The organism is Sphingobium lactosutens (assembly GCF_013393185.1).
Lineage (GTDB): Bacteria > Pseudomonadota > Alphaproteobacteria > Sphingomonadales > Sphingomonadaceae > Sphingobium > Sphingobium lactosutens_A.
Map to the genome: position 1 here is coordinate 39,121 of NZ_QJQX01000070.1, position 24,116 is coordinate 63,236.

Here is a 24,116-nt window from a genome sequence, read left to right on the forward strand (position 1 = left end):
GCGACCGGCCGTGGCCGGGCGTCCTTGCCTTTTCGCTGCACTGCGGCATGGTGCGGCTCGAATCTCCCGGCGCCTTTCGCCCCTCCCCTGACGGGGGGAGGGTTTGGCGCGTCCAGCCCCGCTGAGGATATCCCACCCCCATGGACATGCATTATCTGACGGTCATCCTGCTCGGCATCGTGGAGGGGTTGACCGAATTTCTACCTGTGTCGTCCACCGGCCACCTGATTCTGGCCAGCGAACTGCTCGGCTATGACGCATCGACCTGGGCGATGTTCAACGTCGTGATCCAGCTTGGCGCGATCCTGGCGGTGGTGGTGCTTTACTGGCGCACCTTCTGGGCGGTGGCGATGGGCCTGTTGCGGCGCGAGCCGGTCAGCTGGCGTTTCCTGCGCAACCTCGTGCTCGCCTTCATCCCCTCGGCCATCATCGGCCTGGCGCTCCACGACTATATCGAGGTGCTGCTGGGCGCGCCGCAGGTGGTCGCCTGGGCGCTGATGATCGGCGGCGTCGCGATCCTGCTGATCGAGCGCGCGGTCAAGGAGCAGCGCTTCCACGGCATCGCCGATATTCCGGCCATGCGCGTGCTTGGCATCGGTCTGATCCAGTGCATTGCCATGATCCCCGGCGTCAGCCGTTCTGGCGCCACCATCATGGGCGCGTTGACGCTGGGCGTGGAACGTCGCACCGCCGCCGAGTTCAGCTTCTTCCTCGCCATCCCCACCATGTTGGGGGCGACGACACTGGAGCTGCTCAAGAAGGGCGACCAGATCACCAGCGCCGCGGTGGGCTGGGACAGCATCGCGCTGGGCTTTGTCGTGTCCTTCTTCGTGGCGCTGCTGGTCATCAAATGGTTCGTGGGACTCGTGTCGAAGCATGGCTTCGCCCCCTTCGCCTGGTACCGAATCATTGCCGGTGCCGCCGCGCTGGTCTGGTTGGCGATGAGATAGGTCCGGATCGGTTCTGATACGTTCGCTATATTTGCGACCTGTTCGCAACACGGAGTAAAAAGACCATATAAATAGTCAGTATCATTGACCTAAATGCCAGAATCCACGTGACTCCGTGGGTTTTCCTGCTATGCGCGGCTTCAGCAACATAGTCAGGGACGTAGGTATGGCCGATAATCCGATGCTGAAATTTGTGGGCAAGGCGCAGGTCTACCCGGAAAAGCGCGCGGCCGGTGATCGTGCCGAGGATTTCCTGGAAATCAGCAAGTCCTTCATATTGGACAAGGCGGAAGAGCAGGCGTCGCGCTGTTCGCAGTGCGGTGTGCCCTATTGCTCGACTCACTGTCCGCTCCACAATCATATTCCGGACTGGCTCCGCCTGACCGCCGAAGGGCGTCTGCGTGAAGCCTATGAGCTGTCCAATCTCACCAGCACCATGCCGGAAATCTGCGGTCGTATCTGCCCGCAGGACCGCCTGTGCGAAGGCAATTGCGTCATCGAATTTTCGGGCCATGGCTCCGTCACCATCGGCAGCGTCGAAAAATACATCACCGACACCGCCTGGAAGGAAGGCTGGGTCGAACCGCTCGTCCCCGGCAAGCCCACCGGCCAGTCGGTCGGTGTCATCGGCGCGGGGCCTGCGGGCCTCACCACCGCCGAATATCTGCGCGTCGCAGGCTATGAGGTGCATGTCTATGACCGGCACGACCGCGCCGGCGGCCTGCTGACCTATGGCATTCCCGGCTTCAAGCTGGAGAAGGATGTGGTCATGCGCCGCGTCCAGCGCCTCAAGGACGGCGGCATCGTCTTCCATGAAAGCTTCGAGGTCGGCCGCGACGCGACGATGGAGCAGCTGCGCGAAAAGCATGATGCGGTCCTGATCGCCACCGGCGTCTACAAGCCGCGCGACATCAAGGCGCCGGGCGTCGGTGCGCCGGGCGTGGTCAAGGCGCTCGACTATCTGACCGCCTCGAACAAGGCGGGCTTCGGCGACGCCGTGCCGGAACATGAGGATGGCACGCTGCTCGCGACCGGCAAGAATGTCGTCGTGATCGGCGGCGGCGACACCGCGATGGACTGCGTCCGCACCGCCATCCGCCAGGGCGCCGCTTCGGTAAAGTGCCTCTATCGCCGCGACCGGGAGAATATGCCCGGATCGCAGCGCGAAGTCGCCAACGCCGAGGAGGAAGGCGTCGAGTTCGTCTGGCTGACCGCGCCGATCGCGTTCGAAGGCACCGAGCATGTCACCGGCGTCAAGGTCACGAAGATGCGCCTCGGCCAGCCCGACGCCTCGGGCCGCCGCGCGCCGGAAGCCGATCCGGGCAGCGAGCACACGCTCGACGCCGATCTGGTCATCAAGGCGCTGGGCTATGACCCGGAAGAACTGCCCCGCCTGTTCGGCGCGGAAGACCTGTCCGTCACCCGCTGGGGCACGCTGCGCGTCGATCACAAGACGATGATGACCAGCGTCGACGGCGTCTTCGCGGCCGGCGACATCGTGCGCGGCGCATCGCTGGTCGTCTGGGCGATCCGCGACGGCCGTGACGTGACCGAGCATATGCACCGCTATCTGAAGGCCAAGGCCAGGGCGGGCGAGAAGGTGTCGGCGTGATGCGCCGCGCTTTCCTCTCCTTGCCGCTGTTTCTGCTGTCGGCTCCAGTGGCTGCGCAGGTTCAGCCGGCATCCGTGCCGGCGGCCGATGTCCAGCCCGTCGATCCGGCGCTGCTGGCCAAGGCGCAGCCGATCGCTTCCGTCATCCTGCCCGATGGCACGATGGAACGGATGATGGGGCCGATGATGCAGAAGATGATGGCCCCGATGATGGACGGCATGACCAAGATGCCGATCCGCGAGTTCCTGAAGGTCGGGGGCATGGACCCGGACAAGGCGGACAGCCTTGGCGAAGGCACCATGGAGGAGATGATGGCGATCATCGATCCCAGTTTCCGCAAGCGGATGGATGTGATCGTCAACACGATGATGCCGGCGATGGGTCGCTTCATGGGACGGTACGAACCGGACATGCGCCAAGGCATGGCGGAGGCGTTCGCCTATCGTTACAATGCGGCAGAGCTGGACCAGATCGCGGCCTTCCTGAAGACGCCCATCGGTGCCAAGTTCGGCGCGGGCTTCATGCAGCTGGCCACCGATCCGCATTATCTCGGTCGGATGCAGAAGATCATGCCCGACATGCTGCGAGCCATGCCGGAGATCATGAAATCGTCCGAAGCCGAACTCGCCAAGCTGCCGAAGCCGCGCGGCTATAAAGACCTGACCAAGGCCGAACGGGACCGTCTGACCGCATTGATCGGGGCGGACGCGGGCAAGGCAGACTGAAGATCGACGCCGGCAATGCCGGAACCAATGGAATGACAGAGGCCGTACCCGAACAAACGGGCGGCCACAGGCAAGGGTAGTCATCATGACCGACACCAATTTCATGGCCAGCCCGGAAGAGCGCGCGCGTATCGCTGCGCAGGGCATGTATCATCCCGATCTGGAAGGCGACGCCTGCGGCGTGGGCCTGGTCGCCGCGACCGATGGTCGCCCCAGCCGCCGCGTGGTCGCCAGCGCGATCGATGCGCTCAAGGCCGTGTGGCACCGTGGCGCCGTCGACGCCGATGGCAAGACCGGCGACGGCGCGGGCATCCATGTCGACCTGCCGGTCCGCTTCTTCGATGACTGCATCGCCGACAGCGGGCACAAGCCGCTGCCCAACCGCCTCGCCGTTGGCATGGTCTTCCTGCCGCGCACGGACCTTGGCGCGCAGGAAGCCTGCCGCACCATCGTCGAAAGCGAGATCATCGAAGCGGGCTATACCATCTATGGCTGGCGCCAGGTGCCGGTCGACGTGTCGGTCATCGGCCAGAAGGCGCAGGCGACCCGTCCCGAAATCGAGCAGATCATGATCGCCGGTCCGATGCCGGAAGAACGCGACATGGCCGAGTTCGAGAAGGATCTCTACCTGATCCGCCGCCGCATCGAAAAGAAGGCGATCGCCGCGCAGATCAACGACTTCTACATCTGCTCGCTGTCGTGCCGTTCGATCATCTACAAGGGGCTGTTCCTCGCCGAATCGCTGTCGGTCTTCTACCCGGACCTTCAGGACGAACGGTTCGAGAGCCGCGTCGCGATCTTCCACCAGCGCTATTCGACCAACACCTTCCCGCAATGGTGGCTGGCCCAGCCGTTCCGCACGCTCGCCCATAATGGCGAGATCAACACGATCCGCGGCAACAAGAACTGGATGAAGAGCCACGAGATCAAGATGGCCTCGCTGGCCTTTGGCGAACAGTCGGAGGACATCAAGCCGGTGATCCCGGCGGGCGCATCGGACACCGCCGCGCTCGACGCCGTGTTCGAGGCGATCTGCCGTTCGGGCCGCGATGCGCCGACCGCCAAGCTGATGCTGGTGCCGGAGGCATGGCAGGACGACAGCGCCGAACTGCCCAAGGCGCATGCCGACATGTATGAATATCTCGCCTCCGTGATGGAGCCGTGGGACGGCCCTGCCGCGCTGGCTATGACCGACGGCCGCTGGGTCGTGGCGGGCGTCGACCGCAACGCGCTGCGTCCGCTGCGCTATACGCTGACCGGCGACAATCTGCTGATCGTGGGGTCGGAAACCGGCATGGTCGTCGTGCCCGAAACCACCATCGTCAAGAAGGGCCGCATGGGTCCGGGCCAGATGATCGCCGTCGACTTGCAGGAAGGCGAAATCTACGACGACCGCGCGATCAAGGACCAGATCGCCGGTGAGCGCCCCTATGGCGACCTGATCAAGGACTTCCTGACCGTCGATGACCTGGCCGACGCGCCGAGCGCGCTGCCGGCATGGGACAAGGCGGAACTGACCCGCCGTCAGGTGGCCGCCAACCTGACGCTGGAGGATATGGAGCTGATCCTCAGCCCCATGGTCGAGGATGCGAAGGAAGCCATCGGATCGATGGGCGACGACACGCCGCTCGCCGTCATTTCCGACAAGCCGCGCACCATCAGCCATTTCTTCCGTCAGAATTTCAGCCAGGTCACAAACCCGCCGATCGATCCCTTGCGCGAACGGCATGTGATGAGCCTGAAGACGCGCTTCTCCAACCTCCACAACATATTGGAGGAAGGCGCGCAGAACAGCCATGTGCTGGTGCTGGAATCGCCGGTGGTGACGAGCGCCGAATGGGCGCGGCTCAAGGCCTATTTCGGCCCGGCCGTGGCCGAGATCGACTGCACCTTCCCCGCGACCGGCGGGCAGGAGCAGTTGCGCGCCGCCATCGCCCGCATCCGCGAGGAAGCCGAGCAGGCGGTCCGCGAAGGCCGCACCGAAATCTTCCTGACCGATGAAGGCGTCAGCGCCGAGCGCGTCGCCATTCAGGGCGTGCTGGCGGCCGCCGCCGTCCACACCCACCTGGTCCGCAAGGGGCTGCGCAGCTACGCATCGATCAACGTGCGGTCCGCCGAAGCGCTCGACACCCATTATTATGCGGTGCTGATCGGCGTTGGCGCCACCACGGTGAACGCCTATCTGGCCGAAGCCAGCATCGCCGACCGCCACGCCCGTGGCCTGTTCGGCGATTTGAGCTTCGACCAGTGCGTCGAGCGCTATCGCGTCGCGATCAACGAAGGCCTGCTGAAGATCATGTCCAAAATGGGCATCGCGGTCGTCAGCTCCTATCGCGGCGGCTATAATTTCGAAGCGGTCGGCCTGTCGCGCGCGCTGGTCAACGATCTCTTCCCCGGCATGCCGGCGAAGATTTCGGGCGAAGGCTATGCCTCGCTCCATTACAGCGCGATGATGCGCCATGACGCCGCGCATGACAGCGCGGTGGTGCGCCTGCCGATCGGCGGCTTCTATCGCCAGCGCAACGGCGGCGAGGCGCATGCCTATTCGGCGCAGCTGATGCACCTGCTCCAGACTTCGGTCGCGACCGACAGCTATTCGACCTATCTGCAATTCTCGCGCGGCGTGCGCGACCTGCCGTCGGTCTATCTGCGCGACCTGCTGGAGTTCAACTTCGCGCGTGAGGCGGTGCCGATCGACGAGGTCGAGGCTACCACGGAAATCCGCAAGCGCTTCGTGACGCCGGGCATGTCGCTGGGCGCGCTCAGCCCCGAAGCGCATGAGACGCTGGCGATCGCCATGAACCGCATCGGCGCCAAGGCGGTGTCGGGCGAGGGTGGCGAGGATGCCGCGCGCTTCAAGCCCTATGAGAATGGCGACAACGCCAATTCGGTGATCAAGCAGATCGCGTCGGGCCGCTTCGGCGTCCATGCCGAATATCTGGGTTCGGCCGAGGAAATCGAGATCAAGGTCGCGCAGGGTGCCAAGCCCGGCGAGGGCGGCCAGCTGCCCGGCTTCAAGGTGACGGAATTCATCGCCCGCCTGCGTCACTCGACGCCCGGCGTGACGCTGATCTCGCCGCCGCCGCACCATGACATTTACTCGATCGAGGATCTGGCGCAGCTCATTTACGACTGCAAGATGATCAACCCGCGCGCCAAGGTGTGCGTGAAGCTGGTCAGCCAGGCCGGCATTGGCACGGTCGCGGCCGGCGTGGCGAAGGCCCATGCCGACGTCATCCTGATCGCCGGCCATGTCGGCGGCACCGGCGCATCGCCCCAGACCTCGATCAAATATGCCGGCACGCCGTGGGAAATGGGCCTGTCGGAAGCCAATCAGGTGCTGACCCTCAACGGTCTGCGTCACCGGGTGAAGCTGCGCACCGATGGCGGGCTCAAGACCGGCCGCGACATCGTGATCGCGGCGATCCTGGGCGCGGAAGAGTTCGGCATCGGTACGCTGTCGCTGGTCGCCATGGGCTGCATCATGGTGCGCCAGTGCCACAGCAACACCTGCCCGGTCGGCGTCTGCGTGCAGGATGAAAAGCTGCGGGCGAAGTTCACCGGCACGCCGGAGAAGGTCATCAACCTGATGACCTTCATCGCCGAGGAAGTGCGCGAAATCCTCGCGCGTCTGGGCTATCGCAGCTTGGACGAGGTGATCGGGCGGACCGAACTGCTCAAGCAGGTCAATCGTGGTGCCGAGCATCTCGACGATCTCGACCTCAACCCGATCTTGGCGAAGGTCGACGCGCCTGACGATCAGCGTCGTTTCAGCCTGGAGGGCCGCAACCCGGTTCCCGAAAGCCTGGACGCGCAGATGATGAAGGATGCGCGCGCCGTGTTCGAGCGGGGCGAAAAGATGCAGCTCACCTATACGGTGCGCAACACGCATCGCGCCGTGGGGACGCGCCTGTCCGCCGCCGTGACCGAGAAGTTCGGCATGTCGACGCTGGCTGACGGCCATCTGACCGTCCGCCTGCGCGGCAGCGCGGGCCAGTCGCTGGGCGCGTTTCTGTGCAAGGGCATCAAGCTGGAAGTGTTCGGCGACGCCAACGACTATGTCGGCAAGGGGCTGTCGGGCGGCATCATCTCGGTGCGCACGACCGTGTCCTCGCCGCTGTCGTCGAAGGACAACACCATCCTTGGCAACACCGTCCTCTACGGCGCGACCAGCGGTAAGCTGTTCGCGGCGGGTCAGGCGGGCGAACGCTTCGCCGTCCGCAATTCGGGCGCGCAGGTCGTGGTCGAAGGCTGCGGCGCGAATGGCTGCGAATATATGACCGGCGGCACGGCGGTGATCCTGGGCCAGACCGGCGCCAATTTCGGTGCGGGCATGACCGGCGGCATGGCCTTCATCCTCGACGAGGATGGCAGCTTCCCGACGCGCGCCAACCCGGAAAGCATCGTCTGGCAGCGGCTGGAAAGCGCCCATTGGGAGGCCGAGCTGAAGGCGCTGATAGCCCAGCATGCGGTGGCGACCGACAGCAAATGGTCGAACACCATCCTGGACGACTGGGACCGCTGGCGCCGCTATTTCTGGCAGGTGTGCCCGAAGGAAATGATCAATCGCCTCGCCCATCCGCTGAGCGACGCGCAGGCGGAGGTCGTCGCGGCCGAATAAGCCGCCGACGTCGCTAACCTTTATTGGGGGCTGGTCGGGACGATGGGGGGCGCTTGCTCCGCGTCGGCCTGCCCGGCCCCTGATTGTGTCGGCACCACCGCCACCGGAACCGTGCGGGCGGCCACCGGCGCGCTGTCGGCGAATCGGACGACGCTGACCGGGGGGGATGGCGGCGGCACTTCCGTAACCGACGGCACATCGGGCGATTCGGACAGATAATCCCGCACCACCGGATCGTCGCTGCCCGAAATCATGCCGTCACCATCGAGGCCCGCCATCTGCGCGGCATAGTGGCGGTCGGCGAGCGTCGGCCCGCATCCGGTGCAGTGAATCTCGGTCGGACCGGGATCGGCCGGCGCGGGCGCTGCCTCGCTCGCCTGCGTCGCGCCATAGGGATCGTCCGGCCGTTCCAGCGGCGATCGCTGGGGACTGGTGACATAGCCGCCCAACGCCAGCCCCATGGCCGCCGCTGCGGTCATCGTCGTTGCTGACAGCATCCACAGGCGCATCGCTCGTCCACGCTCCTATGCCAGAAAAGAAACAACTCCTTTTGCGACAATCATAACGCAGATGCAGATCACTTGTTGCATGACCCAAAAGCCTTTGCTAAGGGCCGCCTCCTACCAAGGCACCGGCGCCGCCGGTTTCCTGTTTGATGTGCGGTCATGGCGGAATTGGTAGACGCGCAACGTTGAGGTCGTTGTGGCCGAAAGGCCGTGGAAGTTCGAGTCTTCTTGACCGCACCATCATCCTTTACCGGAATGATCATCGCCTTCGGGCACACTGCGCTCAGCGCGCGATCACCACGTCCGTCACCTGTCGCTTGCCGCCCACGCGGCCGAGTTGGACATAGACGCCGATGCAGCTCTGCACATAGTGGCGCACATCCTCCCGGCTGAGGCGCGACCCGCCCTGGAGCACCAGCAGAACGATCTGCTCGATCGCCCGCGCGGGGCTGTCGGCATGGACCGTCGTCATCGATCCGGGATGGCCGGTATTGACCGCACGCAGGAAGGCATAGGCTTCCGGCCCGCGCAGTTCGCCCAGGATGATCCGGTCGGGCCGCATGCGCAGCGACGCCGCGACCAGATCGTCGGCACTGACCTGCGCTTCCCCCAATTCGCTGCGCGACGCCAGCAGCCCCACGGCATTGTCGTGGCGCAGCAGCAGTTCGGGCGCATCCTCGATCAGGATCAGCCGCTCTTCGGCCGGAATCTCGCGCATCAGCGCGTTAAGGAAGGTAGTCTTGCCGGTGGAGGTGCCGCCCGACACCAGAATCGTCTTGCGCGCCCGCACCGCCGCCGCCAGCGCGCCGCCGACATCGCCCCGATCCAGCAGCGCGTTCAGCGCCTCATGCCCTGCATGATGATTCGGATCGACATCGGTCCGCACGCCGTCGAACGCGCCGCTGGCGACATAGTCGGCCAGTTCCAGATCGGGCGAGAGATGCTTGCGGATCGCCATGGCGAGCGGCCCCCGCGTTGCCGGCGGTGCGATGATCTGGACGCGCGCGCCGCCCGGCAGCGTCGCCGACAACAGCGGATGGGCGCGGCTGATCCCCTGATTGCTGAACGCCGCGATCTGCGTCGCCAGACGCGCCAGCAGACTTTCGTCGATCGCCGGCAGGGCGTGGCGCTCGATCTGGCCGACTATGGTTTCCGCCCAGACTTCGCCCGGCCGGTTCACATAGATATCGGTCACATCCGGCCGCGCGAGAATATCCTGAAGTGGCGCGAGATAGCTGGCGAGATAGACTCCGCCGCCCGCCGGATCGATCGGCTTCATCGCGCGCCTTCGACATCCGTGAAGTCGAGGTCGCGGGCGACGAAGACACTGATCGATGCGCCCGGCTTCACCTTCAGCGTCGGCGGGATCTGTGGCGTCTGGATCGCTTGGTTGACGCCGTTCACCGACCCCTGGATCGGGACGATGATCTGGGTGCCGCGCCGGGACGTCGCCAGCCCGACGCCGACATCGAGCGCGGATTGCAGGATCGCCCCGGAAAAGCGATCGAGGAAATGGCTGTCGACATCCGCCTTCATGCCGGTTCGGCCGACCCGGTCGGCCGATGGCGAGGCGATGCTGATGGTCGCGCCGTCCGGCCGGATCAGGCGCGTCCAGTTGACCAGCGCGCGCTTCTGCCCCTGCGCGGTATCGGCGCGATATTCGCCGACCAGCCGGCTGCCGCGCGGGATCAGGATGCGCGTGCCGTCAAAGCCGTAGACATTGCGCGACACGATGGCGCGGGCAAAGCCCGGTCGCGAGGAATCGAAGCCCGATTCCAGCACCGCCTGAATCAGCGTCCCCTGCACCACGGTCGTGGCGCGATCGGCGAACATGCCCGCCCGCGCGCGATCGCTGTTGGTCGGCGTCGGTGTCGAACCAGGGGATGGCGCCACGTCCGGCACCGCATCGCCCGGCTTCTGCCCGGCAGCGCTGTTGTCGATGACGAGCGGATTGCCCTCGGCGCGGCGCGGCGGCGCTGCGGGCGGCGCTTCATATTGGGGCGGTGGTGGCGCGGTGTAGGGGATGAAGCTGCCGGGCACCGGCCCGCGCGCCGGCGGCGCCACCGGGAATGGCTGTGCGGGCGGCGCGACATAGGCGACGGCCGGCGGCGGGGCCGGTTCGGGCGGGATGAACAGCGAAGGGAGGGGACTGCCTGCCTGTACCTGATCGGTCGAACCGGGCGCGACGCTGGGCGCGCTCAGCGCCTGACGGCGCGCATTGAGGACGGTGAACAGGCCGACCGCGGCGAGCAGTGCGATCAGCACCAATGCGATCGGAGGCAGGCCGCCGCGCGGGCGCTGCACCACCGGCAGGACCGACTCCTCCGGCGATTCCGGGGGCGTGGATGCGGTCATGGCTGCGCCTCCGCCGGCACGGGCGCCTCGGCCAGACGCTTCGCCCGCGCGACATGCTTGTCGACGCGGAAGACGAGCTGCTGGGACACCGCGTCGATCACCAGCCGGTCGTCGCGCATCATGCCGTTGATCAGCATTTCCCGTCCCTGCCCGTCCACCGCATAGACCGCCGGCAGGCTGACGTCCGTGGCCCATTGGATGAAGGTCCGCTCGCCATCGTCGCCGATATGGGATGGCCAGAGCGTCCGGTCGCCGGTCAGCCGATAGGCATGGGTCAGGCCGACCGGCACCGCGCTCATCGGCGGCGGGGGCGGCGGGTAGTTGAAGCGCAGTCGGTAGAGAGTTTGCGCATAGCTGGGCACCAGATCGAAATGATAGCTACGCTCGGTGGTCGCAACCGTCATGTTGGTGGTGACGCCGCCCTGCGCGGCCTTTACGACCAGCTGGTTGCCGGCGCGGTTTGCCGCCACCTGCCACACGCCGCTGTCGCCCACGGCGACGCTGGTGATCCTTTCGTCCGCCGCAAATTCGATCGTCAATTGGTAGCCGGCGGCGCATTCGATGCGAAACACCTGATCGGCCCGATAGTCGATCGTGCGCACGCGCGGGTCGACCGCGCCATCCTGCGCGATCGCGGGCATGGCTGCGATCATCGCCCCTATCATCGCCAGGCTGTGGATAACTTTCATAACTCCACCGGCGCGGCTTGCGGGCGGGGAGCCGGGATGATGACACGGCCCGGCGACTGGACGCCCGCAGGGGATTGGGACGCCGACGGCGCGGTAGCCGGTGCCGGCGCGGGTTCGGGCGCCAACGCCTCCGCACTGACCGCGTAGCTTTGCACCTGGAAGCCGAGCGGGTTCACATAGCGATCCTCGACCGACATGGGCGCGTTGGAATAGCCATAGCGCACGACCGTTACCCAGGGCTGCGCCGCCGCCGCCGGCCGTCCCGCATCCTGCCGCACCGTGTCGAAGCGGACCAGTGCGCTGTTGGGACCGATGGTCGATACGCTCTTCACCCGCACGCTGACGATGCTGCCGCGCGGATAGAGGGCGAGCGGACTGCGCGGGTTGGACGCGGGCATCTGCGCCAGATAGGCCGCCCGCGCCTGCCCCGTCGACCAGAGCGCGACCTTGCGATAATTGGCTTGCAACCCATTGATGTCGAAGCTTTCCCGCCCGATCACATATTGCACCAGGAAGGACTGGGTCAGCGCAGCCTTGCTGGACACAAGCTGCGGTTCCAGGGGTTTGAGCGCCTGGACATAGCCGGTCTGCCGGTCGACCATCAGCGTATAGGGTTCGACCTGTTTCAGCGGCACCAGCAGCACCAGCGCCAGCGCCTCCAGCAGCGCGACGGCGACGGCGACAATCGCCACGATCCAGGCGGTGCGGCGGGACGATCGCAGGGCGTCGGTCCGATCCTCGGACCAGCTGCGCGCTTGCTCGAAATAGGTGTCGAGCGGTTCCTTGGTGGCGGCTGTCATGATGCTTTGTCTCTGCGGCGCGCGGTGGCGGACATGCGGGTTCCGACCCGGCGGGGGGCGATAGCGGTGCGCGGGGCGATGCCGTCCGGCGATGCGCCGCCGACACCGGGCGTCATGCGGCCGGATGCGGCGGCTGCACCGGACAGGGCCGGCCCGGTCTCACGCCGCTGCGTGGCGGCGATCGCATCGACGATGGCGGCCGCGCGCGAATGCTCCTCGGACGCGCCTGCGCTGCCGCGCGCGACGCTGGTGAAGGCGCGCTCGCTGCTCTCGCGTGCGCTGAACCGCTCCTGCAGCCGCGTCGCCATGCCTTCGGGCAGGCGCAGGCTCCAGGCGACCCGGCCCGTCCCGATCAGGATCGTCGCCAGCACCAGCGCGAAGACGATCGCCCCCGCCAGCAATTGCGCCGCCGCGCCGGGGATGGGCTGCTCGGCGGCACGCTGCGCCAGAAGGTCGGTCAGCCATGGCTCGAACAGCGCCAGTTGCACGCCGAAGACCAGCATCGCGCCGACCATGCCCATCAGCACGCCCATCAGCACGCGCAGCCAGCCGACGAACCAGCCGCGCGTCGCATCGAACAGCAGGAAGGCGATGAAAAAGGGGCCAAGCGCCAGCAGCAACCCGGCCAGCAGTTGCAACCCGGCAAAGGCAGCCGTCACCTGCACCAGGAAGACGACCCGCGCCGCACCGACCGCAAACGTGTCGAACCCGCCGAACAGCGGCGGCGGCACGCGCGACACCAGGGGGTCGGGGCGCGGCCCTACACCCTCGATCGCCAGCGCTTCCAGCCCATTGTTCAGCCCGTCCAGCCGCGCGACCAGCCCGCCTTCGCTGCCCGGCACGCCCGATGCCGGGCCGATGGTCGCGGCGATCTGCGCTGGGGCGTAGAAGATCATGTCATAGGCCAGCGTGCGATAGCCCTGCCAGCCCGTCGCCAGCGCCAGCACGGCGCCGATCTTGACCAGCGCCAATACGCCCGCCCGCACCCCCGGCACCTCGCCCAGCAGCATGCGATAGCCGATCAGCGCGACGAAGATGGTCAGCATCGCGGTCAGGCTGACCGATGCGATCGATCCCGGCGCGGCGAGCGCGGCATAGCCCTGCGCCCCCAATGTCCGCGCCTGGCAATCGGTGAAGGCCAGGAAGTTCTGGAGATAGCCGCTATCGAGCGGATAATAGGGGCACGCCATCAGGCCCGCTCCAGCAACAGATCGAGCCAAGTCGCCGGATCGTCGCCCCGCTCGGCCCGGATTTCGTCGAGCAGCCGCACCGTGCGCTCGCGACCGGACAGGATCGTCAGCAACTCCCGCTCGCCGGTCAGGTTCAGCCGCACGACCACGCTTTCGGCGCCATGGCGGATCAGGAAGCAATGGGCGCTGTCGGGCAGGGTGCGGATCAGCTCGAACTCATGGGCGGACAGGCCGAAGCCCTCCATATAATCCTCTGCGCGCGCGCGTGGATTGGCCATGAAGATCTGGGTCGCGGCCTGTTCGATGATGGCGCTGGCGATGCGGCTTTCCAGCGCGTCCTGCGCGCTTTGCGTGGCGAAGCCGACGATGCCGTTGCGCTTGCGGATCGTCTTTTCCCAATCCTTGATCCGGCGGACGAACACATCGTCGTCCAATGCCTTCCACCCTTCGTCGACGACGATGATCGCGGCGGTGCCGTCCAGCCGTTCCTCGACCCGATGGAACAGATACATCATCGCGGGCGTGCGCAGCGCGGCGTCGTCGAGGATCTGGGTCATGTCGAACCCGACCGCCTCGGCGTCGATGTCGGTGCGGTCCTCCTCATTGTCGAACAGCCAGGCCCGCTCGCCATCGCCGCACCAGGGCGCGATACGCGACCGCAGGTCGCCGGGCGTTGGCCGGCTGCTGCCACGGAACAGCTCGACCAGATAGCGCAGCCGGCGATGCTGGGGCGGCTGCTGGAAATTGGCGTCGACGGCATCGCGGATGCGCTCGGCCTCCTCCACGTCCACGCCGCCCGCCAGCTGCGCCAGCCAGTCGATCAGGAATTGCCGGTTGGCCGGCGTGTCGGGCAGCAGCAGCGGATTGAGGCCCGCGCCCGTTCCCGGCCGCAGCACGTCATAGCTGCCCCCGATCGCGCGGATAAACAGCTCCGCGCCGCGATCCTTGTCGAAGAAGATGATCCGCGGCGCGAACTTGCGCGCCTGCGCCAGCAGGAAGTTGAGCACGACCGTCTTGCCCGATCCCGACGGACCGATGATCGTGAAATTGCCCAGGTCGCCCTGATGGAAGTTGAAGAAATAGGGACCGGCGGCGGTCGTCTCCAGCAGGGTGACGGCGTCGCCCCAATGATTGCCGTGTGATTGTCCGACCGGGAAGTTATGCGCGCTCGCAAGACCCGCGAAATTGCCGGTCGATACCAAAGCCGGGCGGGCGATGAACTTGAAATTGCCGGGGAATTGCGCCCAGAAGGCTGGCTCCAGCGCCATTTCCTCGCGCACGCTGATGACGCCCAGTTCAGCAAGCGCGGCCTGCACTTCCGCGACGCCCGCGTCGACGGCGGCAGGCGTGTCGCCATGCACCGCGACGGTCATGTGATGCTCGCCAAAGGCCGATCGTCCGGCCGCGACCTCGTCCTTGGCCTGACCAAGGTCGCCACGCAGGCTCACCGCCTCATCTTCGGCCGACCGCATCCGCCGCAGCGCCAGGTTCATCCGCCCCAGCGCCGCCTGCCGTTCGACGAAGCCGAAGGACTGCGACATGGTGAGTTCGAAGGGCAGGCGTAGCAGTTCGTCGAACATGCCCGGACTGGTCTGCGCCGGATAATCCTTGATCGACACGATGCCGGTGAAGGACCGGGCCAGATGCCCCGCCGCGCCCAGTTCGATCGTCTCCTGTCCAAAGCTGACCCGGCGATAGGGCAGATAGTCGGCAATATCCTGGAAAGGCAGGCGCACCGGCCGCTCTTCCCGGTTATAGAGCATCGACAGGAATTCGAGCGGCTCCGAACAGGGACCATTATCCGTGTCGTAGATATGGAGCAGTTGCGGTTCGTAGCTGCCCAGCGCCGCCATCAGCGCGTCGCGCGCCGTATCCAGCTCGCGCAGGTCGCGCGCCATCAGCGCCGCGCCGTCCCGGTCCGCACGGCCCAGCGCGTCGCGCGCGCGGTCCAGCCAGCCGACCTTGCCGCGCAGCGGACGCCGCACCAATGTCAGATAGAGGTCGTTCACATAGAGGCGGCGCGACGCCAGCCGGTCCCGCCACGCCGCGTCCACCCGCGCCGAAAAGGCGTCGCGATAGTCGCCCTCCAGCCCGGCCTCCACGGTGCGGCGGATGATATGATGATAGAGGGCGAAGCGAGATGATCCGATCGCCTGCAACATCGCGTCGCGCAGATGCTTGCGATAGTTGATCTCGTCCGTATCGGCCGTCTCGAACAGCAGGCCGCGCAGCCGGATCACCTGCATCAGATGGCCGCTTCGCGTCTCGATCGTGGCGCGATCGACATGCCGGCCATAGGGCAGGTGGCGGCCGGCCGGCGCTTCGCGATCGATGACCCGGCGGTCGCGCGTCAGGGCCGGTAGGAGTTGCATTTCCAGATCGCATAGTTCCGCACGCGCGGACAACGACTGACCCGCACCAGCCAGAGGTCGAAGAAACGCGGTTCGCGCAGGCACAGCAGCACGCCGGCGGCATGGACCAGCAGCGCGGCGGCGATCGCCCAGACCGACCGAAAGATCAGGAACAGTTCGGTCGCGATAATCGCATTCGCCACGAAATAGCTGTAGGTCACGCCTGCGAACATTTGCGGGCGCGTCAATGCGGTGAACAGCGGATCGCGGCTGACGCCTTCCACCTTGCTGGCCCCCGTCACTTACTGGCCAAGGCCGGCGGTCGACTGGATGCCGGCCACGATGCTGGCCGCGCCGAACAGGATGAAGCAGCCCAGGATTACCGTCGCGCCATAGCGCCAGTTGATGCGGCCGGTCAGCATCAGGAAGCCGACCGATGCGACCGCGATCACCGCGACGACGGTCGCGATCGTGCCCAGCAACGTCCCCTCGATCCAGCGGACGGCATTCAATATCGGTCCCGAACCCGCCGGATCGCCATAATCCTGCGCCATGGCGGCGGTCGACCGGATCAGCGCGAGAATCGCGCCTGCCCCGCCTGCCAAGCGATGCCTATATTTCATTATGACCATATCCCCCCTTCGGACCGGGCGTAATGATAGCGTGCTCCGGCCCGAAAGCTAGGGCAAAGCCAGTCGCTTATGCTTTCGATCATGTCCGGTTCGATACAATCCGGCCTTACCAACACCGATCCGGGCATGTCGCCGAAAGTCTCCTGCTGTCAATTGCTTTGCGGTTTCCTTATTCAGGGTCTGTGATAGATAGAGGCCGTGCTGGGGAGCACTGGGGAAAAGCTTTGCCAAATATGGCTGGTCGGCGACAGGATCTGGACGGGCGGGGCGTTGGACTTTCCCCGGCCGGATTTCTGTCGTCTTGCCCGATGCGGTACGCATGACGGTGACTGGCGGGCCTGTCGCCATCGGCGGCATCGGCGGAAGCGGCACCCGCGTCGTCGCCGCGCTGCTGCGACAGATGGGGCACTATATCGGATCGGACCTGAATCCGGCGCTCGACAATCTCTGGTTCACTTTGCTTTTCAAACGGCGCAGCGTCCTGCTGGAGTCCGACCGTGACTTTGCCTGGCTCTGCGACCAGTTCTGGATGCGTATGACGGGCGCGCCGGATGTGCGGGGCGATAGCCTGGAGCGCATCGCCCGACTGGCGGCGCCCGACCGGATGGCGCATAGCTGGGACTGGTACCGGCAGCGCGCGGCGACGTGGAAGGATGCGCCACCGGTCCGCGCATCGGCCTGGGGCTGGAAGGAACCCAACACGCATCTGGTGATCGACCGGATGTTCGCGCTGCGGCCGGACCTGCGCTATATTCACGTCCTTCGCAATCCACTCGACATGGCGCTCAGCAGCAACCAGAATCAGCTGAAACTCTGGGGGGCGATCCTGCTGGATCGCGCGGTCGCGGAAGGGCCGGAGGATTCGCTCAGCTATGGCTGTGCCGTGGCGCGGCGGATCATGCGCATCGCTGACGATCATCCCGGACGCATCTGCATGGTTGAATTCGAAAGGCTGTGCGACGCGCCGGCTTCGGTCGCGCGCCAGATCGCGGACTTCATCGGCGCGCCCGTCGGCGACGACATTCCAGCCTGGTTTTCGGATATCGTCGAGCAGGGTGCACCCGCGATCGGCCGGCACCGACACATTCCGCCGGACATGTTCGCGCCGGACGACCTGCACTTCGTCGCCACGCTCGGCTATGCGGTGGATTGACGGATCGGGAACATCGTTAAAATACTGATCAGTATAGACAAGAAAAAGTCCGTTTCGCAATCAATTATCAATCGAGAATGCACAAATAATAAGCGCATGAAATTGCGAAAATATATATAGGGCAGTTCAGGGCAATTCATGATTCGCCGACGCATTTGCTACCGGTGCATGGAGCATGATGTCGCGGTCTGAAATATGCGCAAAGGGCGCGAAACAGCGACCATGACCGCGCGCGTTTCATGTCTGTGCCTGGACAATCATTCGATGGATGGAGGGCTGAAATGAGACATGTAAAGAACAGGGTGCTGGCGGCGACGATGGGCGTGGCGGCATTGTTTTCCTTCGCCGGGGTACAGCCTGCCGCTGCGCAGTCCGAACCCTATATCGGCCAACTCGCCCTCTTCTCCTATAATTTCTGTCCCAACGGATGGGCTGACGCCAGCGGCCAGATCCTGTCCATTGCGCAGAATACCGCCCTGTTCTCGCTGCTTGGCACGACCTATGGCGGCAATGGCATGACGACCTTTGCCTTGCCGGACCTGCGCGGCCGCGCTCCGATCCATGTCGGACAGGCGCCGGGTCTGCCCAATTATGATCTGGGTCAGATCGGCGGCACCGAAGATGTCACGATCACTGTAAACAACATGCCGGCTCACAACCATTCGGTCGCGGCGACCAACCTGCCCGCCAACAAGGGCGGTCCTGGCGGCAAGTTTCTCGGTTCCGACGCGAACCTCAACAAATATTCCGACACGGCTACGCCCAATGTCACCATGAACTCGCAAATGGTCGGCGTGACCGGTGGTGGCCAGCCGTTCAGCGTGCGCGATCCCTATCTCGCCATGCGCTGGTGCATCGCCATCTACGGCATCTATCCTTCGCGTCCCTGATCGGGCGGCAGGGGGCGTTGTGAGGGTACGGGGCCACGCAGCGCTTCACCGGACATGTCGTGCGGCCGCCTGTCCCGACGCCGCACGACCTGGCGGCGAGAAGCCCGTGAATGACATCAATGAATGAAAAGGGGTGAATGACAGGCGTGCGTGCCGGGCCAGACCGGGGGCAAATCGGTCTGGTCGGACGACATGCCCGACATGTCACCAATGTGGACGATTCCGCCGCAATATTGCGCGCGGCGACCGCAACAGGAGGGAATATGCACAATATGATCGGAAAATTGTTTCTGGGGCTGGGGATTTTCCTGGCCGCTCCCCTATCGGTCGCTCATGCGCAGGCGACACGCACCTGGGTTTCCGGTGTCGGTGACGACGTCAATCCCTGCAGCCGCACGGCGCCCTGCAAGACCTTTGCCGGCGCCATTTCCAAGACGGCTGCGGGCGGCGCGATCAACGTGCTCGATCCGGGCGGCTTTGGCGCCGTCACCATCACCAAGTCGATCACGATCCGGTCGGATGGTGCCGAAGCCGGAATTCTGGCAGCGGGAACCAACGGCATCATCATCAATGCAGCCCCCACCGACCGCATCGTGCTGGAAGGGCTGGATATCGATGGCGGTTCGCCCATATCGCCCGGGATCGACGGCGTCCGCATCCTGGCCGCGGGCGAAGTCGTGATCAACAAGTCCGTCATCCGCAACTTCATCGGCGGCGGCTCGGGTACGGGCGTCAATATCAACGCATCCACCAAGGTTCGGGTGACGATCGCCGACAGCGTCATCAACAATAATCTTTACGGCGTGCGCATTCCCGCCCTTGCTACCAATGACATGCACCTCAAGATGTTCGACACGTTGCTGGTGGCGAACAGCACGGCAGGCCTCAGCGTCGCTGGTGCCGGGAATGACGCTCTGATTTCAGGCAATAAGTTCATCGGTCCGAAGTCGCTGGAGATATTGACCAGTGGAAAGGTCACTTCCTATGGCGACAACGTGCTGACCAGTGGCAGTACGCCGACGACCACGGTTCCCCTGGGCTGATCTTTCCGCACAGGCCTGATGACGAAAGCCGCCCTGCCCTTTGGCACGGGCGGCTTTTTCATGGCTGACCACAGGCGGGATAGTGGATTCGCGCGCCCGTCAGTCGGGAGAGGTCGCGCATCTCTTCGCCCAGAAGAGCATGGACGAACGCCCGATCCTCCGCACGTGGTTCGGACGGATAAGCGATGGCCGGACGCTGATGCGCCCGGACCGGCGGCGTGCGTGGAAACGGGGCGATGTCGAGGAAATCGCTGATCCGCGCCAATACCCCGTCCTGATCGCGGGCCAGATCCTCCGCGGTCAGCAGCAGCAACTGATCGTCGGGAAACAGGGACTGCACCCGGCGCAACTGGCTCCCATAGGCCCCTCGCGCGACATAGCTGAAATGGCGATGGCCAGCGTCCCCTATCGGCAGGTTCCGCAGCCGGTCCCGCTCCGCCCTGATGGCGGCGGCGAAGGGCAGCTTTTCCCTGCCGCGCGCATATTGCATGCACCAATGCGACCAGGCCCGTTCGAACGGATCGCGAAACAGCAGGATCAGCCGGGCGTCGGGATTGTAGCGCTGCAACCGTTCCATCGACTGGGGCCAGAAGCAATAGATCGGCGTGACGTCGAACCGATGGCCGTCGCCGCTATTTTCGAAGTGAAGCTCCAGATCGCCATAATCGGGCGCTGTCCAGTCGCGACGTTCATCGTCGAAAAAATGCAGTTCCTTGCGGCTGGGCGCAGCCAGGGCGGGGTGGCTGCGGAGCAATTCAAACAGGCTGGTCGTCCCCGCTTTCTGGACGCCCACGATGAAATAGTCGATCCTTTTCGCCAACATGCTCCCCCAGGCGGCCCTTCATAAGATATGCTGCTCATCCTGGGCGACGGGCAAGATACTGTCAAAATAAAGGGCAAGCCAAATGTCGCGATTCCCGTGCGGCGTCGGACCGGTTTCGCTTGTGCCAGCTTCTCGCGCCATCTCGTCCCCATCATATCGTCAAGCATCTGGTGTAGCGCGACATGCAACCCGACTGATCGCCAATGGGCGGGCGGCACAGGGCGCCGCCCGCCGGCTTTCTCTTATCGGTCGGCCTTTTCCCGCGCGGCCAGCTGGCGCGCGGCCGTTGCTGCGGCGTCGGCGGCGGTGACGATGCCATCCTTGTCATTATCCTGCTCGGCAAAGGCGCGCGCGCCCGACGCGTCATATTCGGCCTGGGTCATCTTGCCGTCCTTGTCCTTGTCGAGGACACCGAAACGGACATGGGCCTGGCGCATCTGACGCTGGCGTTCCTCGGTCTTCTTGTCCTCGCTCCGATCGGACGCGGCAAGCTGCTGTTCCAGCCGGGCATGATATTCGCCGACATATTCCTCTTCCGACAGCCAGCCGTCGCCATTGGCATCGGTCGCCTTGAAGCGGGCGACGCGGCCGGCGTCGAATTCGGCGCGCGTGACCTGGCCGTCATGATCGGCGTCATAGTCGTGGATGAAGGCCGACCCTTCATGCGGCGCGGCGACAGCGGTGCCGGCTATCCCGAGCAGGGCGACGGCGAGGGGAAGATGGATTTTCATAATGTCTCCGAAGAAAGGCAATGCGGCGATCAGGCCGCGTCGAAGGTCAGGGTGTAGGTATAGCTGCGATAGGGCGTCTCGGACCCGGCCGGCGCCGCGCCGCGATGGCGCACCAGGATCAGATAGGTGCCGGCGTCCTCGGGCTTCAGGTTGAAGCGGCCATCGGCGCCGCTCCTGACCTGCGCCACCACCTTGCGCCCGTCATAAACGCCGGCGCTGCGGAACAGGGTGATGTCGGCTTGCGGGAGCGGCCTGCCGTCGAACAGCAGGGCGAAGCTGGCGTCCGATCCGGCGACGATCCCGTTGGGATGGGTGATGGCCTGGATCTCCAGCGCCTTGCCCAGCGGTTTCAGCGCCGCATCGGTCGGCTTGCCGCGCGTCACATAGGCGTCGGCCAGCGTCATGCTCTGCACCTCGACCTGCTCGGCATCGGCAGGCGGCTCGCCGCCTTCGCCGCGCATCTTCCATTCGCTGTCTTGCCTGAACATCTTGCCCTTGCGCCCGGCGCGCTGGCCGCTGGTGACGCGATAGGTGCCGTCGGCGGGAATCGCCGCCTCGAAGACGCTGAGGTCGCGCAGATGGGTGACGGGACCGGTCGGTAGTTGCGCCCCGTCCGGCCCGACCAGATGGAAGGGCGCGTCGCGCATCGCGACTTCGGGCAGGAAAGCGTCCTCGGCAAAGGCCGCCTCAACGGTGACATGGTCGCCCTTGCCCAGATCGAACAGGGTCGGCAGCACATAGGGCATGTGCGCCTGCGCAGCCGAAGCGCCGATGAGGGTCAGCAGCAGGACCGCGGAACGGAATCGCAATATTTTCATAAAGTCCCCTTTCTGCGTCGGCAGCTATAACTAATGAGACTCACTTGCAATATCATTTATACCTGTTAGGTGCGAGGCCGTTCGGGGCGTCAACGCCCCATCGCACATCGCCAAAAGGGGGCCGCGAATCATGAAGAAGACCAGACTGCCGCTGCTGTTGGGAACCGCACTGATCATCGCACCGATCCCGGCGCTGGCGCAGGATGAGGGCGATGCGCCGGAAACCACGCGCATGGCGCTCGACCGCATGGTCATCTCCGCCGGTACGGAAAAGGTCGCGATCGACACGCCGCAGGCGGTCAGCACGCTCGATCAGGAGGATATCGATCAGGTTCAGGCGACCACCATCGGCGACCTGCTGGAAGGGATGCCGGGCGTCAACGTTCAGGGCGGCGTCGGCCAGCTGGGGCAGGGCTTCAACATTCGCGGCATGGGCACGGCGATCGGCGACAGCGATAACCGCATTCTGCTGACGGTCGATGGCGTCACCAAATTCTACGAACAATATCGCATGGGCGCGCTCTTTACCGAGCCGGAACTGTACAAGCGGGTCGAAGTGCTGCGCGGGCCCGCCTCATCGACCCTCTATGGCGCCGGCGCGCTGGCGGGCGTGGTCAACTTCACCACCAAGGATGCGTCCGACTTCCTGAGTGAGGGCGATCCGCTGGCGGTGCGCCTCAAGGCCGCGACCGAAACCAATGCGGAAGCGCGCACCTTGTCGGGCATCGTCGCTGTGCAGCCGACCGAAGGCGTCGAACTGCTGGGCAGCTACAACTACCGCCGTACCGACGATTACAAGAGCGGCAATGGCGACACGGTCGCCGCCTCCGCAACCGAATCCGACAGCTGGCTGGTCAAGGGCCGCGTCTCGATCGGCGGCAACAGGAATCATGCCGTCTGGGCCAGCTATCAGGACTGGATCAGCGATGCGCCGCAGGTCTATGATCAGGTGTCCGCCACGACGGGCAGCGCCCTGATGCGCCGTCGCGTCCACGACAAGACGGCGGTGATCGGTTATCTTAACGATTTTAATGGCAGCAAGCTGCTCAACGTCGAGGCGCAGGCTGCCTATTCGCTGTCGAAGGTGCACCAGACCGAAACCGCCTTCCTCGGCCCGCTCGCCTATTCCGAATTTTCCTATGAAAGCTGGCAGGCGAAGGTCCAGAACACCAGCGAGTTCGACATGGGCGGCGACTGGACGACCTTCCTGATTTTGGGCGGGCAATGGAGTGAGCAGAAGCGCCGCAATCCCCGCGTCGCCACCAACGGCACGGTGACGCCGGGCGCAGGCACCCATCCCGAAGGCGACATGACCCGCTACGGCCTATATGGCCAGCTGGAGATCATCTGGTCCGACAAGCTGACCATCATGCCCGGCGTCCGCATCGACTGGACCGACCTGAAGCCCGGCGCCACGGTCGTCGGCGGTACTGTGCTGACCGATCGCGTGAAGCATGACGGCGTATCTCCCAAGCTGGCCGCGCTTTACAACGTCACCCCGTGGTTCGGCCTGTTCGGGTCGGTGGCGCGCACCGTGCGCATGCCCAATATCGACGAAGTCTTTACCCGTGCGGCGACCCCGGCCCCGCTCGGCCGTCCCAGCAACCCCGATCTGCGACCGGAGAAGTCAGACAATATCGAGGCCGGTTTCACCCTGTCCTTCGACGGACTTCTGGACAAAAACGACCGCTTCCGCGCCAAGACCACGCTGTTCCGCAACGACGTCAAGGATCTGATCATGCAGACCACGGCGGCATCGGGTGTGCCCTACTTCCAGAATATCGGGCGCTCGCGCTTCAAGGGGCTGGAGGTCGAGGCGGAATATGGCTTCGGCGGTTTCTTCGCGCGCGGCAACGCCTCCTTCATCGACGGCAAGGATCGGCTGACCGGCAATTATCTCAACACGATTCCCGCAAACGACTATCGCCTGACGCTCGGCTATGCCGATGCGGATACCGGCCTGTCGGGCGGCTGGACCGGCGAGTTCGCCGAGCGGCAGGACAAGGTGGCGACCGGTCCCTTCTCCTCCGCCGGGTCGGGCATCGCGACGCCGGGCTATACCGTCCACAACCTCTTCTTCGCCTTCAAGCCGCAGAGCGGCCCGGCCAAGGGGTTCGAATTCCGCATCGCTGTGGATAACGTCTTCGACAAACAATATCGCCGCCACCTGTCCGCGCTCGCGGCGGAGGGGCAGAGCTTCAGGTTCACCGTGGCGAACACATTCTGA

Annotated in this window: 20 protein-coding genes and 1 tRNA gene; 9 read left to right on the top strand and 12 right to left on the bottom strand. The window is 65.1% G+C overall.

The features are described 5' to 3' along the window. Positions 1-140 precede the first annotated feature (140 nt). From DM806_RS19125 to gltB, 4 genes are all read left to right on the top strand, one after another. Positions 141-950, top strand: coding sequence for an undecaprenyl-diphosphate phosphatase (locus tag DM806_RS19125; RefSeq protein ID WP_179044752.1), 810 nt, complete (start codon positions 141-143; stop codon positions 948-950). A gap of 166 nt (positions 951-1,116) precedes the next feature. Continuing rightward, complete coding sequence (locus DM806_RS19130; protein WP_179044753.1) at positions 1,117-2,562, top strand: NAD(P)-dependent oxidoreductase; 1,446 nt, start codon at positions 1,117-1,119, stop codon at positions 2,560-2,562. After that, positions 2,562-3,287: a DUF2059 domain-containing protein gene (locus DM806_RS19135; RefSeq protein ID WP_179044754.1), complete on the top strand. Its 726-nt coding sequence runs from the start codon at positions 2,562-2,564 to the stop codon at positions 3,285-3,287. The genes DM806_RS19130 and DM806_RS19135 overlap by 1 nt, the downstream gene beginning before the upstream one ends. An 85-nt stretch (positions 3,288-3,372) precedes the next feature. After that, positions 3,373-7,908: a glutamate synthase large subunit gene (gene gltB, locus DM806_RS19140; RefSeq protein WP_179044755.1), complete on the top strand. Its 4,536-nt coding sequence runs from the start codon at positions 3,373-3,375 to the stop codon at positions 7,906-7,908. 20 nt (positions 7,909-7,928) lie between these two features. On the opposite strand, the gene DM806_RS19145 is transcribed toward gltB, so the two are convergent. After that, positions 7,929-8,417: a hypothetical protein gene (locus DM806_RS19145; RefSeq protein WP_179044756.1), complete on the bottom strand. Its 489-nt coding sequence runs from the start codon at positions 8,415-8,417 to the stop codon at positions 7,929-7,931. 150 nt (positions 8,418-8,567) lie between these two features. Here DM806_RS19145 and DM806_RS19150 point away from each other — a divergent pair. Then, positions 8,568-8,654, top strand: a tRNA-Leu gene (locus tag DM806_RS19150). A gap of 43 nt (positions 8,655-8,697) precedes the next feature. Here DM806_RS19150 and virB11 read toward each other — a convergent pair. The 8 genes from virB11 to DM806_RS19190 all read right to left on the bottom strand — a co-directional run bounded on the left by virB11 (position 8,698) and on the right by DM806_RS19190 (position 16,422). Beyond that, on the bottom strand, positions 8,698-9,693 hold the full coding sequence (gene virB11, locus DM806_RS19155; RefSeq protein WP_179044757.1) for a P-type DNA transfer ATPase VirB11: 996 nt from the start codon (positions 9,691-9,693) through the stop codon (positions 8,698-8,700). Beyond that, a complete protein-coding gene (locus DM806_RS19160; RefSeq protein ID WP_179044758.1) occupies positions 9,690-10,769 on the bottom strand; it encodes a TrbI/VirB10 family protein in 1,080 nt (359 codons plus the stop codon). Before DM806_RS19160 ends, virB11 begins: the two co-directional genes overlap by 4 nt. Next, positions 10,766-11,458 (bottom strand): TrbG/VirB9 family P-type conjugative transfer protein, encoded by a 693-nt coding sequence (locus tag DM806_RS19165; RefSeq protein WP_179044759.1) that lies wholly within the window; start codon positions 11,456-11,458, stop codon positions 10,766-10,768. The genes DM806_RS19160 and DM806_RS19165 overlap by 4 nt, the downstream gene beginning before the upstream one ends. Further along, positions 11,455-12,258 (bottom strand): virB8 family protein, encoded by an 804-nt coding sequence (locus DM806_RS19170; protein WP_179044760.1) that lies wholly within the window; start codon positions 12,256-12,258, stop codon positions 11,455-11,457. Before DM806_RS19170 ends, DM806_RS19165 begins: the two co-directional genes overlap by 4 nt. Continuing rightward, complete coding sequence (locus tag DM806_RS19175; RefSeq protein ID WP_179044761.1) at positions 12,255-13,448, bottom strand: type IV secretion system protein; 1,194 nt, start codon at positions 13,446-13,448, stop codon at positions 12,255-12,257. The genes DM806_RS19170 and DM806_RS19175 overlap by 4 nt, the downstream gene beginning before the upstream one ends. Beyond that, positions 13,448-15,820, bottom strand: coding sequence for a VirB4 family type IV secretion/conjugal transfer ATPase (locus tag DM806_RS19180; protein WP_179044762.1), 2,373 nt, complete (start codon positions 15,818-15,820; stop codon positions 13,448-13,450). The genes DM806_RS19175 and DM806_RS19180 overlap by 1 nt, the downstream gene beginning before the upstream one ends. Continuing rightward, on the bottom strand, positions 15,799-16,032 hold the full coding sequence (locus tag DM806_RS19185) for a type IV secretion system protein VirB3 (RefSeq protein ID WP_218647580.1): 234 nt from the start codon (positions 16,030-16,032) through the stop codon (positions 15,799-15,801). The genes DM806_RS19180 and DM806_RS19185 overlap by 22 nt, the downstream gene beginning before the upstream one ends. Before the next feature lie 69 nt (positions 16,033-16,101). After that, positions 16,102-16,422 carry a TrbC/VirB2 family protein gene (locus DM806_RS19190; protein ID WP_179044763.1) on the bottom strand — a complete coding sequence of 107 codons (321 nt, stop codon included), beginning with the start codon at positions 16,420-16,422 and terminating at the stop codon, positions 16,102-16,104. Between the two features lie 328 nt (positions 16,423-16,750). On the opposite strand from DM806_RS19190, the gene DM806_RS19195 reads away from it, so the two are divergent. The 3 genes from DM806_RS19195 to DM806_RS19205 all read left to right on the top strand — a co-directional run bounded on the left by DM806_RS19195 (position 16,751) and on the right by DM806_RS19205 (position 19,517). Then, a complete protein-coding gene (locus DM806_RS19195) occupies positions 16,751-17,584 on the top strand; it encodes a sulfotransferase family protein (RefSeq protein ID WP_179044764.1) in 834 nt (277 codons plus the stop codon). A 281-nt stretch (positions 17,585-17,865) separates the two neighbouring features. After that, positions 17,866-18,474 (top strand): phage tail protein, encoded by a 609-nt coding sequence (locus DM806_RS19200; RefSeq protein WP_179044765.1) that lies wholly within the window; start codon positions 17,866-17,868, stop codon positions 18,472-18,474. Between the two features lie 263 nt (positions 18,475-18,737). After that, entirely contained in the window at positions 18,738-19,517 is a 780-nt protein-coding gene (locus tag DM806_RS19205; protein ID WP_218647575.1) for a hypothetical protein, read from the top strand. A gap of 58 nt (positions 19,518-19,575) precedes the next feature. Here DM806_RS19205 and DM806_RS19210 read toward each other — a convergent pair whose 3' ends face one another. From DM806_RS19210 to DM806_RS19220, 3 genes are all read right to left on the bottom strand, one after another. After that, positions 19,576-20,340: a sulfotransferase family protein gene (locus DM806_RS19210; RefSeq protein ID WP_179044766.1), complete on the bottom strand. Its 765-nt coding sequence runs from the start codon at positions 20,338-20,340 to the stop codon at positions 19,576-19,578. Positions 20,341-20,582: 242 nt separating this feature from the next. Next, positions 20,583-21,071, bottom strand: coding sequence for a hypothetical protein (locus DM806_RS19215; protein WP_179044767.1), 489 nt, complete (start codon positions 21,069-21,071; stop codon positions 20,583-20,585). A gap of 29 nt (positions 21,072-21,100) precedes the next feature. Continuing rightward, on the bottom strand, positions 21,101-21,889 hold the full coding sequence (locus DM806_RS19220) for a DUF4198 domain-containing protein (protein ID WP_179044768.1): 789 nt from the start codon (positions 21,887-21,889) through the stop codon (positions 21,101-21,103). Between the two features lie 130 nt (positions 21,890-22,019). Between DM806_RS19220 and DM806_RS19225 the strand changes: the two genes are divergently transcribed. Next, positions 22,020-24,116, top strand: a complete 2,097-nt coding sequence (locus DM806_RS19225) for a TonB-dependent receptor domain-containing protein (RefSeq protein WP_179044769.1) — start codon at positions 22,020-22,022, stop codon at positions 24,114-24,116.